The sequence below is a fragment of the Pseudomonas sp. rhizo66 genome, assembly GCF_031931925.1.
In the GTDB taxonomy this organism is placed as follows: domain Bacteria; phylum Pseudomonadota; class Gammaproteobacteria; order Pseudomonadales; family Pseudomonadaceae; genus Aquipseudomonas.
This window is the reverse complement of the sequence record NZ_JAUJWZ010000020.1, coordinates 80,119-93,427: the sequence shown is the minus strand read 5'-3', so window position 1 is coordinate 93,427 and position 13,309 is coordinate 80,119. Positions and strand designations below refer to the sequence as shown.

The following is a 13,309-nucleotide window of genomic DNA, read 5'->3' as shown; positions in this document are numbered from 1 at the left end:
CTGTCGTAATTTCAGTCAACCAGTTTGACTCATTTTTCCCATGCCTTGCTACCGGTGACTTCCATGGCTTTTTCCGAACGTGTCGCGCGCCTTAAAAGTTCTTTGATCCGTGAAATCCTTGCCGCCGCCCAACGTCCGGAGGTCATGTCGTTCGCGGGCGGCTTGCCGGCCGAAGCCATGCTGCCGAAGGTCGAGTGGGCCGACATGCCACTGTCGCTTGGCCAATACGGCATGAGCGAAGGTGAGCCGGCATTGCGCGAAGCGTTGGCAGCGGAGGCGAGGGCGCTTGGCCTGGCGTGCACGGCGAGTCAGGTGCTGGTGGTCAGCGGCTCGCAGCAAACCCTCGATCTGGCGGCCAAGCTGTACATCGACAAGGGCACGGAAATTTTGCTTGAAGCGCCGACCTATCTCGCCGCACTGCAAATTTTCCAGCTGTTCGGCGCCGATTGCCTGACTGTGCCGCAAGAGGCCGACGGCCCGAACCTGGCGCAATTGCGCAGTCGTCTTGAACAGCACCGGCCAGCATTCATCTACCTGATCCCGACGTTCCAGAATCCGTCCGCCGTGCGCTACAGCGAAGCCAAGCGTGCAGCCGTAGCGGCATTGCTCGATGAATTCGGTGTCACCCTGACCGAAGATGAACCCTACCGCGAACTGACATTCGATGGCGATAGCGCGAAACCGATTGCCGGGCGTCTGCAGAGGGCGAGCTGGATCTACACCGGCACCGTGTCGAAAACCTTGCTGCCCGGTTTACGCGTCGGCTACTTGATCGCCAGTCCGGACCTGTTCCCGCATTTGCTAAAGCTCAAGCAATCGGCAGATCTGCACACCAACCGCATCGGTCAGTGGCAGGCGTTGCAGTGGATCGGCAGCGACAAGTATCAGCAGCATCTGAGCGAGTTGCGCGCCTTCTATCGACAGCGGCGCGATGCCTTTCAGGCGGCGCTGGAAACACACTTTTCTGATCTGGCCGACTGGAACATGCCACAGGGCGGGCTGTTTTTCTGGCTGACGTTGAAGCAGCCGCTGGACACGCGAACGTTGCTCAATGAAGCGTTGGCCAATGATGTGGCGTTCATGCCGGGGGAGCCGTTCTTTCCGGAACCGGATAACAACCTTGGGCATTTGCGCTTGAACTTCAGCCACATCGATCCGGCGCGACTGGATGAAGGATTGAAGCGATTGGCGGCGGTGGTGCGCCAGGCGCAGCTAGAGAAAGCGGCCTGAAAAAATAAACCGGCTCACAGGCCGGTTTATTTTTGACTGGGATTTGCCGTGGCTGAGAGGGCCTCATCACTGGCAAGCCAGCTCCCACAGTGATCCGTGGCGTTCACAAAACCTGTGGGAGCTGGCTTGCCAGCGATGAGGCCATCAGCATCACCACATAATCATCAGACCGTCGCGAAGCGCTTATCCAGATAATCAATAATAACCTTGGACTCATACATCCACGTCGTCTGACCATTCTCTTCAATGCGCAGGCAAGGTACCTTGATCCGGCCGCCCTGATCCAGCAGTGTCTGACGATCCTGCTCGTTGTTCTTCGCATCCTTGAGCGCTACCGGCACATTCAAACGGCGTAGCGTGCGGCGGGTTTTCACGCAGAACGGGCACGCATGGAACTGATACAGGGTCAGGCCTTTCGCGGCGGCATTGACCTGCGCCTGAGTTTCGGCAGGGCGCTGTTTCTTGCCCGGTCGAGTGATGAAGTCGATGAAGATAACCAGTTGGCCGAGGCCGACACGAAGCGCTTTGACGAACACGTTTAAAGCCTCACGGTGCAATTGAGAAAGGCGCGCAGCTTACCCGATTTTTCTCGGGCGAAAAAAACCGGCGATGAATGCCGGTTTTCTTCACAGCGCAAATTACTTGATGAGGCTGAGGAATTCGCTGCGGGTCGCTGCGTTTTCACGGAACTCACCGAGCATCACCGAAGTGATCATCGACGAATTCTGCTTCTCGACACCGCGCATCATCATGCACATGTGCTTGGCCTCGATCACCACGGCTACGCCCAGCGCGCCGGTGACTTGCATCACCGCATCGGCGATTTGACGGCTGAGGTTTTCCTGGATCTGCAGACGGCGGGCGTACATGTCGACGATCCGTGCGACCTTCGACAGGCCCAGCACTTTGCCGCTCGGGATGTACGCAACATGCGCCTTGCCGATGAACGGCAGCAGATGGTGTTCGCACAACGAGTACAACTCGATGTCCTTGACCAGCACCATTTCGCTGTTGTCGGAGCTGAACAGGGCACCGTTGGTGACCTCTTCAAGCGTCTGTTCATAACCGCGGCAGAGGTACTGCATGGCTTTGGCGGCACGCTTCGGCGTGTCGAGCAGGCCCTCGCGGGACACGTCCTCGCCCAATTGGCCGAGAATCGCGGTGTAATTCTGTTCCAGGGACATGAAACTACCTGTGGGGGATTTTCGCAAAGGGCAAGGGTACGGTGGCGGACACAACCCTGCAAGTTCGGTGTAACGCGATTATTCGTCGCGGCCTTCCATCATGGTGCGTTTGAGCATCACGTAAACCGCGCCGGCGCCGCCGTGTTTTGCTTGGCACGAGCAGAAGCCCAGCACTTGGGCGTGCTGGCGCAACCAGGTGTTGACGTGGCTTTTGATCATTGGCCGCTTGCCGTCCAGGCGTACAGCCTTGCCGTGGGTGACGCGCACGCAGCGGATTTCGAATCTGGTCGCTTCGGCGAGAAATGCCCAGAGCGTTTCCCGGGCCTTTTCCACGCTCATGCCATGCAGGTCGAGGCTGCCTTCGAACGGAATCTGGCCGACCTTGAGCTTGCGCATCTGACTTTCCTGCACGCCGTCGCGTGACCACATCAACTCGTCTTCCGGGCCGACGTCGATTACGAACTGATCAGACAGACCATCCACGGTAGCGGTGTCGGTGCGCACGGTGGCGGACTGGCGCAGCTTGGCGATCTGTGCGCGGTCAGCCTTGGGTTTGCCGGTGTCGGCGCGGTCGTGCTTGATCGGCTTGACGCCTTGGATCGCACTTTTGAACAGGGAAAAATCGTCGTCTTGCATGTCAGCCTCCGCGAAGGGCGGCCAGTTTACCCAAGTCGAAACAAAACGGCCCGGCAAAAAGCCAGGCCGGTGATTCAGTCGTGTTTTTTCATCAGGTGCGGGGACATGTTCAGCTCCCGCGATTGCCGGGCGCGCCGGCGGCAGCGACGCCACAGGGCGACACCGAAATACAGAAACAGCAAGCCGACCGCCAGAATGATCGCCGACCCCATCGGCGTGGCATTCAAATCACCGAGCGCCGGCGGGCGCCCGAGCAGGCTGGCGGCCCCGGCCATCGCCAGCAGCACGCCGAACGTCGCCAGAATGGCGGCGATCGCCGCGCCGAAGCGAAAACGCCAGTTGCTTTGGCCTTTGGGCCGCAAGCGGCGTGCGTCAAATCCATCGGATAACTTCATTCCGACCTTCCTCAATGGGTATCGGCCCTTCGACCGGGAGTTGACCGGGTTGTTCCTGAGGCTATGGCATTTGCGGCAAATGAGAGGATTTTGCAGATGAGCGGCGCCGTGAGCCGCTCATCAGGGCAGATCAGATCAGGTCTTGAGTCAGCGCGAGGGTGGCGAAGTTGTCCGCCATGATCGCCATTTCGGCTTCCTGCACTACGGCGGCGCTGAGCACGCGGCCCTTGAACGGCAGGTCGCGGGTGGCGCAGGCGTCTTCGACCAGGGTGCAACGGAAGCCCAGATTCTTTGCCGCACGTACGGTGGTGCTGACGCTGGAGTGGCTCATGAAACCGCAGACGATCAGGTCCAGCGAGCCGAGGTTTTGCAAACGGTCCAACAACTCGGTGCCGTGGAACGCGCTCGGCAGCAGTTTGCCGATAATGGTTTCATCGCCCTGTGGCTCGAGGCCGGGGATGAATTCGCCGCGTTCGCCCTGCGGGTCGAACAGGCCGCCGACGGTGCCGAGGTGACGCACGTGCACGATCGGCCGACCGGCTGCACGGGCTGCGGCAACCACTTGCTTGATGTTCGCGACGGCCGCGTCCATGCCGCTCAGGGCCAGCGGGCCACTGAGATATTCTTTCTGGGCATCGATGATGACCACGGTGGCATGGCTCAGTGTGGCCGCTGCGTAACCGCGACCGCTGAGTTGAAACATCGTTTTTGGAACGGACATTCTGGGGCTCCTTGGGGTGGGGCTTTTGCGACATTGTCCTCTGGCTGAGCGGTTCTGTGAATCGCTACCATCGTAAGCACCGTCGTTATTGGCCTGCAGCCTTGTCAAGTTACACGTTCTGTTCAATAGCTGATGCAAAAAACAGAAAACTCCTACCGTTGCCGCGATGTTTTTCCTGCGTCGTCGTCGCGCGTTTTGGCTGCTAGAATCGCCAGTCGTTTTTTCTGGAGTTCTGCCCCGTGATCACTTCCCGACTTCGTACCCTGCGCGACCACATTCGTTGGGCCGTCAGCCGCTTCCATGGGGAGGATCTGTTTTTCGGCCATGGCACCGACAATGCCTGGGACGAAGCCCGTCAACTCGTGCTCGGTGCATTGCACCTGCCATGGGAAATCGCCGACAGCTACCTCGATTGCGCGCTGGAAGACGACGAGCTGGTCAATTTGCAGCGTTTGCTCAAGCGCCGTATCGAAGAGCGCATTCCGACCGCTTACCTGTTGGGTGAGGCGTGGTTCTGCGGCATGTCGTTCATCGTCGATGAGCGTGTGTTGATCCCGCGTTCGCCGATTGGCGAGCTGATCGAAAACCGCTTTGCTCCGTGGATCGGCAACGAACCTGCTCGAATTCTCGACCTGTGCACCGGTTCCGGTTGCATCGGTATCGCCTGTGCTTACGAGTTCCAGAACGCCGAAGTGGTGCTGGCCGATCTGTCGTTCGAAGCGCTGGAAGTGGCCAACCAGAACATCGAGCGGCATGGCGTCGATGAGCGCGTCTACACCGTGCAGGGCGATGGTTTTGATGGCCTGCCGGGCCAGCGTTTCGACCTGATCGTGTCGAACCCGCCTTATGTGGATGCGGAAGATTTCGCTGACATGCCGGACGAATATCAGCATGAACCGGAGCTGGGCCTGGCCTGTGGCGACGATGGTTTGAACCTGGTGCGACGCATGCTCGCTGAAGCGGCCGATCATCTGACCGAGAAGGGGTTGTTGATTGTCGAGGTGGGCAACAGTCAGGTACACGTTGACGCGTTGTACCCGGAAGTCGATTTCGCCTGGCTGGAATTCGAGCGCGGCGGGCATGGTGTGTTCATGCTGACGGCCGAGCAGTGCCGCAACCATCAGGCGCTGTTCGCTTCCCGCGTCTAAAGCCTAAAAGCAAAGATCGCAGCCTTCGGCAGCTCCTATAGGGTGTACACCAATCCCATGTAGGAGCTGCCGAAGGCTGCGATCTTTTGATCTACCGGTGCGTAGCAATCCAGATCAGAAGCCCCGCCTGAAACACTGCAAACGCCACCAGACAGGTAATGGTGAAACGCAATCCGGCGTCTTCACGCTTGAACTTGCTGACCTTCTCTTCCTGCTTCTTCAGCTTCACTTCCTGCTCGGCCAGATTCTGTTCGGCCTGCTGAAGCATCTGCGCCGCTTCAAGAATCTCGACGATCTGCAGCTTCTCGCTGTTCCAGTCGCCGAGCAAATCGCCTACCAGCACATCCTTGACGCTGCCTTTCAAATGCTGGGCATCGGCGTACGCCACATCAAAACCATGCACCCGCAGGAAATGATCGCGACGCAGGCGCGTGTCTTCGTTCAGCGCGTCCTTGTTGTTCAAGTCCATGCCGTCGACGGTGTAGGTCGGCCAGCGTTTTTTCGCCCAGTTGATGCCTTGCGCGGCCATGTATCGGCCGATGCCACGGTTCATGGGTTCGATCTGCAAGCCGCTGTCGGGGCCGAAGTGCACACGCTTGCTGGCGTGATCGGCCCAGACATCCAGATGATTCTGTTCTTTGCGCACCCGCTGGCCGGGCAGTTTGATCGCCATACGCAGCAGGCTTTTTTCTTTGCTGTTGCGCTCGGCATAGCCGAATTCAACGAAGCGCAAAGGGCGGCCGCCAGTGTTGCGATCGGTCTGCAGCGGGGCCAGGCGGAGCATCTTGTGGTGCTCGACGTGGACATCCGCCCACGGCAGCTCGACCGCTGGCGGTGCGTCTTTTTCAGCGGTGGTGTCGGGTGAAGTCTGGGTATCAGTCATAACGGCGAGATCCTGTCCAAGCCCTGCTTGTCGCCAGTCGTTGCGCTGGCGACAAAGGCTTATCGGCCGTTTTTTGCAGGACTGGAGGGTAAAACGCGCTTAACTGGAGCGAAGTCCGTCAATAAACTCGATGATCTTCGCGCCAAGTTCTGCGGCCAGCGGCAAATTTGGATCCTTGTACGAAGCCAATTGCCGCTTCATATCGTTGTGGACGATTCGCATGACGTGGTTCATGCCGTCGATCACTACAAGTTCGGCGTCCGGTTTGGCAACCTTGAGCATCTTCGCGTCTTCGGTACCGACCTGGATGTCGTTGCTGCCCTGAACGATCAGTGCCGGCATCTTCAATTGCGCAAAGGCTTTCGCTGGATCCTGACGGAACAGCGAAATCAGATACGGCTGCACGCTCGGGCGGAAAATCACCTGCAACGGTTGCGGCACATTTTCATCAGTGTGGCCGGCCTTGAGGCTGTCGAGCAGTTCATTACTGCGCAACATCAGCGGTGGTGGCAGGCTGCGGGCCAGTTGCTCGCGGATCACTTGATCGACCGGTCGGGCGCTGCCGGACAGGGAAATCACCGCTGCGGCATCGACTTTCGGTGCAGCGAGGCTGGCAATCAACGCGCCTTCACTGTGGCCGAGCAGGATCAGCTTGCCGAAACGCGGGTCGGCCTTGAGCTTTTGCCCCCATGCCACCGCGTCCGCCGCATAGGCCTCGACCGACAAATTGCGCTCATCCGGCGTCGCCGCGAGGCTCGCCGCAACACCGCGTTTGTCGTAACGCACGCTGGCGATGTTGTGTTTGGCCAGCACCCACGCCAGCCGTTTCAAGCTGTCGTTGCGCCCGCCGTCAGGGTTGTTTCCGTCGCGATCCGTAGGGCCGGAACCAGAAATGATCAGGACAACCGGCACCGGACTGTCGGACTTTGGCAGCAGCAGCGAGCCGAAAAGCTCGCCAGTGCCGGTATCCAGAGTTACCGGGCGTTGTAGGACCGTCGCTTGGGCAAAGCCCGTAAACAGGGTAAGACTCAAGATCAAAACTCGCAGCATCATCACGCCATCATTCGCCAAGGTGCCGGTTGGACTCGCCAGCACCACTAAGGTTCGAGGATGAACTACTCGGTTAGCCTGCGTATACTGGCGCGCATCACGAATTTGGGTTTGATTTCACGGAGCGTCCTGCATGTCCGGCAATACCTACGGCAAGTTGTTCACTGTCACCACCGCTGGCGAGAGCCATGGTCCGGCGTTGGTCGCCATTGTCGACGGCTGCCCGCCGGGCCTGGAGATCTCCCTCGAAGACCTGCAGCGCGACCTTGATCGCCGCAAGCCCGGCACCAGCCGCCACACCACCCAGCGTCAGGAAGCCGACGAAGTCGAAATCCTCTCCGGCGTGTTTGAAGGCCGTACCACTGGCTGCTCGATCGGCCTGTTGATCCGCAACACCGACCAGAAGTCCAAGGACTACTCGGCGATCAAGGATCTGTTCCGCCCGGCCCACGCCGACTACACCTACCACCACAAATACGGTGAGCGCGACTACCGTGGCGGCGGCCGCAGCTCGGCGCGCGAAACCGCGATGCGGGTGGCGGCGGGTGCGATTGCCAAGAAATACCTGGCAACCCAAGGCATCGTCATTCGTGGCTACATGAGCCAGCTCGGCCCGATCGAAATTCCGTTCAAGACCTGGGATTCGGTGGAAGAGAACGCCTTTTTCAGCCCGGACCCGGACAAGGTGCCGGAGCTGGAAGCCTATATGGATCAGTTGCGTCGCGATCAGGACTCGGTCGGGGCGAAGATCACCGTGGTCGCCGAGGGCGTCATGCCGGGTCTGGGCGAGCCGATTTTCGACCGTCTCGACGCCGAACTGGCCCATGCGCTGATGAGCATCAACGCGGTCAAAGGCGTGGAAATCGGCGCCGGTTTCGCCTCGGTTGCCCAGCGCGGCACCGAGCACCGCGATGAAATGACCCCGCAAGGTTTCCTCAGCAACAACGCGGGCGGCATCCTCGGTGGCATCTCGTCCGGTCAGCCGATCGTTGCCCATCTGGCCTTGAAACCAACGTCGAGCATCACCACCCCGGGCCGTTCGATCGACATCCACGGCAACCCGGTCGATGTGATCACCAAGGGCCGTCACGATCCGTGTGTCGGTATCCGCGCCACGCCGATTGCCGAAGCGATGATGGCGATCGTGCTGATGGACCACCTGCTGCGTCACCGTGGCCAGAACGCCGATGTGCGCGTGAGCACGCCGGTGCTGGGTCAGCTTTGATGGTTGATCGCAAAGCCGTCGCGGCATAACCGGCGTGGCGGCGCTCCCTTACTGGCGGCTGTCCAGTTTCTATCTGTTCTATTTCGCCTTGCTCGGTTCGACAGCGCCGTTTCTGGCGCTGTACTTCGACCACCTCGGCTTCAGTCCGGCGCGGATTGGTGAACTGGTCGCGATCCCGATGCTGATGCGCTGCGTGGCGCCAAACATCTGGGGCTGGCTCGGTGATTACACCGGCAAACGCCTGGCCATCGTGCGTTTCGGCGCGGTGTGCACGCTGCTGACTTTTTCGTTGATCTTCGTCAGCAAGACCTACGCCTGGCTGGCGATGGTCATGGCGCTGCACGCGTTCTTCTGGCATGCAGTGCTGCCGCAGTTCGAAGTCATCACCCTGGCGCATTTACAAGGCCAGACCTCACGTTACAGCCAGATCCGCTTGTGGGGCTCGATCGGCTTCATCATCACCGTGGTTGCACTGGGGCGGCTGTTCGAATGGCTGAGCCTCGACATCTATCCGGCGGCGCTGGTGCTGATCATGGCCGGCATCGTCCTCAGCAGTCTGTGGGTGCCAAACGCGCAACCGCCGCAAGGCAATCGGCCAGGCGGGGAGGGCTTCCTCAAACAACTGCGCAATCCCGGCGTGCTGGCGTTTTATGGCTGCGTCGCGCTGATGCAGCTGAGCCATGGGCCTTATTACACCTTTCTGACCCTGCACCTTGAACGGCTCGGTTACAGCCGTGGCGTGATCGGCATGCTCTGGGCCGTGGGTGTCGTTGCCGAAGTGTTGATGTTCATGGCGATGAGCCGGATTCTCGCGCGGTTTTCGTTGCGTCGGGTGCTGATGGCGAGTTTTCTCCTGGCGGCGCTGCGCTGGGTCCTGCTAGGTTCGTTCGCCGAATTCCTGTGGGTGCTGTTGTTCGCGCAGGTCTTGCACGCGGCGACCTTCGGCAGTTTTCACGCCGCTGCCATCGCGTTCGTGCAACGTAGCTTCGGCGCGCGTCAGCAAGGGCAGGGCCAGGCGCTTTACGCCGCGCTGGCCGGCACTGGCGGTGCGCTCGGCGCGTTGTATGCCGGTTACAGCTGGAATGCCCTTGGCGCGACATTGACCTTTAGTATTGCCAGCCTCGCGGCGCTCGCTGCTGCCGTTATCATTGCCACACGTATGCAAGAGGACAGGCCATGAGCCTCGCTGCTGATCGAGGCCTTTGAATTTCTGTTTGAATGCGAGTTGAAAACCCGCAGCGCCATGAACCGCCAAGGCTGACTTCACCAGAAGCAGCACCTTTGCCTGATGAAATGCTGTGCCCGACCGGTCTGCAAGAGCCGGAAGGCAAGGCCGATACCGAGGAATTTCCCCAATGAGCAGCCTGTCCGTCTATCACGTCTCAAGTCCCGAGATTCCCAACAAGGTCCTGACCCACTTCGAAGACATCGCCTCGACTCTGGCCGAGCAGGGCGTGCGTTTCGACCGCTGGCAAGCGACTGCGAAGATCCAGCCGGGTGCCACCCAGGAAGAAGTGATCAGCGCGTATAAAGAGCAGATCGACACACTGATGACCGAGCGCGGTTACATCACTGTCGACGTGATCAGCCTGAACAGCGATCACCCGCAAAAAGCCGAGCTGCGCGCCAGGTTCCTTGAAGAACATTGCCATGGCGAAGACGAAGTACGCTTTTTCGTCGCCGGCCGTGGCTTGTTTACTCTGCACATCGACGATTACGTCTACGCCGTACTCTGCGAAAAGAACGATCTGATCTCGGTGCCGGCCGGCACCAAACACTGGTTCGACATGGGCGAGCATCCGCACTTCGTGGCGATTCGTCTGTTCAACAACCCGGAAGGCTGGGTCGCCAACTTCACCGGCGAAGACATCGCCGGCCGTTTCCCGCGGCTGGAGGACTGAGCCGGTGTCGATCAAATCGAGGCCGTGCGTCGTGACAGCAATGCGCCGCAAGCCGATTTGATCGGGTTGTTGAAATTCTCTGGAGCTGGATTGAGGAAGATCGCAAAGCCACGTCACTCAAGGCCTTGAAGCCACATGACCGTCGACACCTTCACCGGCATGGAACCGGAAGCCTTTTGATCACACCGATTTAGTGTGGGAGCGAGCCTGCTCCGCGCGGCGTTCCGACGAAAGTGTCCGTTCAGCCAGCCTTTTCAGTGGCTGACACACCCATTTGCGAGCAGGCTCGCTGCCACAAGGTTGTGCGCAAGCCACAAAAAACCGGCCGTGAAGCGAAAGCTCCACGGCCGGTTTTGTTTAAAGCGCTTTAAAAATTACAGCGAGTGATACGTCGGCAGAGCAAAACGCTGCTGGCTCTGCAGCATGGCAATTTGCGGCAACTCGCTGGCTTGTTCAGCCAGGTCGCGGCGAATTGCACTGATCGCCCACGACAGTTGGTCGCCGGCATGCAGTTGCTGGTAGGTCAGTGCGCGTTTAAATACTTTGCCGTCGCTGCTGCGCAGCGTCAGCAGGATCCCGCCATCGGGACGTGGCGCAGTGGTGACGTCGAAGTTGGAGAACAGGGAGGTAAATTTTTCTTGGATCAGGCTCATGTTTTTCAGCTCCGTATGCACTTGAATGGCAAGCATGCAGAGGAGGTTGCAGCGATTGTGCCAGCATTTGAAAATAAAAATATCTTTGTAAATCAACGAGTTAAAAATAATCAAAATTCAGGTCGTCGTGCAAACTGCATGAATGGCCATCGTGCATCCTGCATTTTGCGTGATCGATGTCGAATCGATGGAACCAATCGCTGATCCGCAGATCACCTGCGCTCCGTAAAGATCAGCGGATACAAAACATTGCAAAAACCGCGTGTACAGCCCGAGAAGCGCTGACGTATTTTCGATCTCGACCCGCGCTCCAAGGCGCCGGTTGCTTCAAGCCAAAGCCCGAAAAATAAAAACATCGACCTGCATGCCAAGGTCGAACGGGGAGCTTCCATGAGTCACGCGCCAAGCGACACGATTACCTGGGGCATGATGCTCCGCAAACTGCCGATGATTGCCAAAGCCATCCTGCGGGTGGTCAAGGGCATGAAGGTGGCCAATGTCACGGATCCGACCCAAAGTTGTGGCCTTGGCTGGACATTCGAGCAAGCGACGCTGCGCAATCCCGAGGGGCCGGCGTTACTGCACGGCGATGTGCGATTGAGTTATGCGCAGGTCAACCAGTGGGCCAACCGCATCGCTCACTATCTGAACGGGCAGGGCATCGGCAAGGGCGACGTGGTCGCGGTGTTTATCGAAAACCGCCCTGAATTGCTGGTGACCATTCTGGCGCTGGCCAAGGTCGGCGCGGTCAGTGCGCTGCTCAATACCTCGCAAACCCGCGATACGCTCATCCACAGCGTGAATCTGGTGGCGCCGGTGGCGATCGTCGTGGGCGAAGAACTGTTGGCGGCGTATGCGGCGATTCGTGATCAAGTGGCAATCAGCGCACCACGCACCTGGTTTGTCGCCGATCAGGACACCTACAGCCATCCGGGCATTGCGCCCGACGGCTACGTCAATCTGATCAGCGCCAGCGCCGATGCGTCCAGTGAGAATCCGCCGAGCAGCCAGCAGATCTTCTTCGACGACCCGTGTTTCTACATTTACACCTCCGGCACCACCGGCCTGCCTAAAGCCGGAGTTTTCAAACACGGGCGCTGGATGCGCAGCTCCGCCAGTTTCGGCATGATCGCGCTCAATATGGGCCCCGACGACGTCGTCTACTGCACCTTGCCGCTGTACCACGCCACCGGTCTGTGTGTGTGCTGGGGTTCGGCGGTCAACGGTGCTTCGGGTTTCGCGATCCGGCGCAAATTCAGCGCCAGTCAGTTCTGGAACGATGTGCGCCGCTATCGCGCGACCACCATCGGTTACGTCGGCGAGTTGTGCCGTTATCTGGTCGATCAACCGGCCAGTGCCGATGACAGTCGCCACGGCGTGCGCAAGATGATCGGCAACGGCTTGCGCCCCGGCGCCTGGGCCGAGTTCAAGACGCGTTTCGCGGTCGAACACATCTGTGAGCTGTACGCAGCGAGCGACGGCAACATTGGTTTCACCAATATTCTCAACTTCGACAACACCATCGGTTTTTCCCTGATGGCCTGGGAATTGGTGGCCTACGACCATGACAGTGGCGAACCGATCCGCAGCCCTGACGGATTCCTGCGCAAGGTCGGCAAAGGCGAGCAGGGTCTACTGTTGGCGCGGATCGACGAAAAAGCCCCGCTGGACGGCTACACCGATCCGCAGAAAACCGCCAAGGTTGTGCTGCACGATGTGTTTGCCAAAGGTGATCGTTTTTTCAACACCGGCGACCTGCTGCGTAACATCGGCTTCGGCCACGCCCAATTTGTTGATCGTCTCGGCGACACCTACCGCTGGAAGGGCGAGAACGTCTCGACCACCGAAGTCGAAAACCTGTTGCTGCAGCATCCGCATATCTCCGAGGCGGTGGCCTATGGCGTGGAAATCCGCAATACCAACGGCCGCGCCGGGATGGCGGCGATTACTCCGGCGGAATCCCTCGCGACCCTGGATTTCGCCGAGTTGCTGACCTTCGTCCGGGAACGCATGCCGGCCTATGCGGTGCCGTTGTTTCTGCGAGTCAAAGTGAAAATGGAAACCACCGGCACCTTCAAATACCAGAAAACCCGATTGAAAAATGAAGGCTTCGACCTCGGCCGGACAGGCGATGACCCGATTTACGCCTGGCTGCCCGGCACCCAGACTTACGTTCGCGTCACCGATGAAGTGTTGGCGGAGATTCATCAGGGCAAGCATCGTTATTGAATCCAACTATGAGCTGACTTGAGAAAAAGGGGGTGACAGCCTGCGTCTCGCTCG

At 59.2% G+C, this 13,309-nt stretch carries 14 protein-coding genes and 1 pseudogene; 7 read left to right on the top strand and 8 right to left on the bottom strand.

From position 1 onward, the window contains the following. The first annotated feature begins 63 nt into the window (after positions 1 to 63). Entirely contained in the window at positions 64 to 1,230 is a 1,167-nt protein-coding gene (locus tag QZR14_RS22625; protein ID WP_311997793.1) for an aminotransferase-like domain-containing protein, read from the top strand. Positions 1,231 to 1,394: 164 nt separating this feature from the next. Here the strand turns inward: QZR14_RS22625 and QZR14_RS22620 are convergent, their stop codons facing one another. The 5 genes from QZR14_RS22620 to QZR14_RS22600 form a co-directional block, all read right to left on the bottom strand. Continuing rightward, entirely contained in the window at positions 1,395 to 1,766 is a 372-nt protein-coding gene (locus QZR14_RS22620; protein ID WP_250603900.1) for a glutathione S-transferase N-terminal domain-containing protein, read from the bottom strand. A 102-nt stretch (positions 1,767 to 1,868) separates the two neighbouring features. After that, positions 1,869 to 2,414, bottom strand: coding sequence for a GTP cyclohydrolase I FolE (gene folE, locus QZR14_RS22615; RefSeq protein ID WP_003442011.1), 546 nt, complete (start codon positions 2,412 to 2,414; stop codon positions 1,869 to 1,871). A 78-nt stretch (positions 2,415 to 2,492) separates the two neighbouring features. Next, positions 2,493 to 3,050, bottom strand: a complete 558-nt coding sequence (locus tag QZR14_RS22610) for a Smr/MutS family protein (protein WP_250603902.1) — start codon at positions 3,048 to 3,050, stop codon at positions 2,493 to 2,495. A 74-nt stretch (positions 3,051 to 3,124) separates the two neighbouring features. Next, complete coding sequence (locus QZR14_RS22605) at positions 3,125 to 3,445, bottom strand: hypothetical protein (RefSeq protein WP_007914024.1); 321 nt, start codon at positions 3,443 to 3,445, stop codon at positions 3,125 to 3,127. A gap of 130 nt (positions 3,446 to 3,575) precedes the next feature. Beyond that, complete coding sequence (locus QZR14_RS22600) at positions 3,576 to 4,166, bottom strand: cysteine hydrolase family protein (RefSeq protein WP_007914026.1); 591 nt, start codon at positions 4,164 to 4,166, stop codon at positions 3,576 to 3,578. Positions 4,167 to 4,405: 239 nt separating this feature from the next. Here QZR14_RS22600 and prmB point away from each other — a divergent pair, with 239 nt between their 5' ends. Next, positions 4,406 to 5,314 carry a 50S ribosomal protein L3 N(5)-glutamine methyltransferase gene (prmB, locus tag QZR14_RS22595; protein ID WP_103303798.1) on the top strand — a complete coding sequence of 303 codons (909 nt, stop codon included), beginning with the start codon at positions 4,406 to 4,408 and terminating at the stop codon, positions 5,312 to 5,314. Positions 5,315 to 5,405: 91 nt separating this feature from the next. Here the strand turns inward: prmB and QZR14_RS22590 are convergent, their stop codons facing one another. Further along, positions 5,406 to 6,197: a hypothetical protein gene (locus tag QZR14_RS22590; RefSeq protein WP_250603906.1), complete on the bottom strand. Its 792-nt coding sequence runs from the start codon at positions 6,195 to 6,197 to the stop codon at positions 5,406 to 5,408. A gap of 99 nt (positions 6,198 to 6,296) precedes the next feature. Then, positions 6,297 to 7,250, bottom strand: a complete 954-nt coding sequence (locus QZR14_RS22585) for an alpha/beta hydrolase (RefSeq protein ID WP_311997792.1) — start codon at positions 7,248 to 7,250, stop codon at positions 6,297 to 6,299. A 130-nt stretch (positions 7,251 to 7,380) separates the two neighbouring features. Between QZR14_RS22585 and aroC the strand changes: the two genes are divergently transcribed. The 4 genes and pseudogenes from aroC to QZR14_RS22565 form a co-directional block, all read left to right on the top strand. Further along, on the top strand, positions 7,381 to 8,472 hold the full coding sequence (gene aroC, locus QZR14_RS22580; RefSeq protein ID WP_064118641.1) for a chorismate synthase: 1,092 nt from the start codon (positions 7,381 to 7,383) through the stop codon (positions 8,470 to 8,472). Between the two features lie 34 nt (positions 8,473 to 8,506). Further along, positions 8,507 to 9,652: an MFS transporter gene (locus QZR14_RS22575; protein ID WP_250603908.1), complete on the top strand. Its 1,146-nt coding sequence runs from the start codon at positions 8,507 to 8,509 to the stop codon at positions 9,650 to 9,652. A 175-nt stretch (positions 9,653 to 9,827) separates the two neighbouring features. After that, positions 9,828 to 10,373: a 1,2-dihydroxy-3-keto-5-methylthiopentene dioxygenase gene (locus QZR14_RS22570; RefSeq protein ID WP_311997791.1), complete on the top strand. Its 546-nt coding sequence runs from the start codon at positions 9,828 to 9,830 to the stop codon at positions 10,371 to 10,373. Between the two features lie 12 nt (positions 10,374 to 10,385). Continuing rightward, positions 10,386 to 10,504 (top strand): annotated as a pseudogene (locus QZR14_RS22565) (acireductone synthase); the annotation flags it as partial. A gap of 243 nt (positions 10,505 to 10,747) precedes the next feature. On the opposite strand, the gene QZR14_RS22560 reads toward QZR14_RS22565, so the two are convergent. Beyond that, positions 10,748 to 11,026 carry a DUF3509 domain-containing protein gene (locus QZR14_RS22560; RefSeq protein WP_008080936.1) on the bottom strand — a complete coding sequence of 93 codons (279 nt, stop codon included), beginning with the start codon at positions 11,024 to 11,026 and terminating at the stop codon, positions 10,748 to 10,750. Between the two features lie 390 nt (positions 11,027 to 11,416). Here QZR14_RS22560 and QZR14_RS22555 point away from each other — a divergent pair, with 390 nt between their 5' ends. Continuing rightward, positions 11,417 to 13,255 carry a long-chain-acyl-CoA synthetase gene (locus tag QZR14_RS22555; protein WP_311997790.1) on the top strand — a complete coding sequence of 613 codons (1,839 nt, stop codon included), beginning with the start codon at positions 11,417 to 11,419 and terminating at the stop codon, positions 13,253 to 13,255. Positions 13,256 to 13,309: the final 54 nt, after the last annotated feature.

Coding starts and splice junctions, on each gene's coding strand:
- QZR14_RS22605 (WP_007914024.1), bottom strand. CDS start 3,445: ATGAAGTTATCCGATGGATTTGACGCACGCCGCTTGCGGCCCAAAGGC.
- QZR14_RS22560 (WP_008080936.1), bottom strand. CDS start 11,026: ATGAGCCTGATCCAAGAAAAATTTACCTCCCTGTTCTCCAACTTCGAC.
- folE (WP_003442011.1), bottom strand. CDS start 2,414: ATGTCCCTGGAACAGAATTACACCGCGATTCTCGGCCAATTGGGCGAG.
- aroC (WP_064118641.1), top strand. CDS start 7,381: ATGTCCGGCAATACCTACGGCAAGTTGTTCACTGTCACCACCGCTGGC.
- QZR14_RS22590 (WP_250603906.1), bottom strand. CDS start 6,197: ATGACTGATACCCAGACTTCACCCGACACCACCGCTGAAAAAGACGCA.
- QZR14_RS22570 (WP_311997791.1), top strand. CDS start 9,828: ATGAGCAGCCTGTCCGTCTATCACGTCTCAAGTCCCGAGATTCCCAAC.
- QZR14_RS22625 (WP_311997793.1), top strand. CDS start 64: ATGGCTTTTTCCGAACGTGTCGCGCGCCTTAAAAGTTCTTTGATCCGT.
- QZR14_RS22585 (WP_311997792.1), bottom strand. CDS start 7,250: ATGATGCTGCGAGTTTTGATCTTGAGTCTTACCCTGTTTACGGGCTTT.
- QZR14_RS22555 (WP_311997790.1), top strand. CDS start 11,417: ATGAGTCACGCGCCAAGCGACACGATTACCTGGGGCATGATGCTCCGC.
- QZR14_RS22600 (WP_007914026.1), bottom strand. CDS start 4,166: ATGTCCGTTCCAAAAACGATGTTTCAACTCAGCGGTCGCGGTTACGCA.
- QZR14_RS22610 (WP_250603902.1), bottom strand. CDS start 3,050: ATGCAAGACGACGATTTTTCCCTGTTCAAAAGTGCGATCCAAGGCGTC.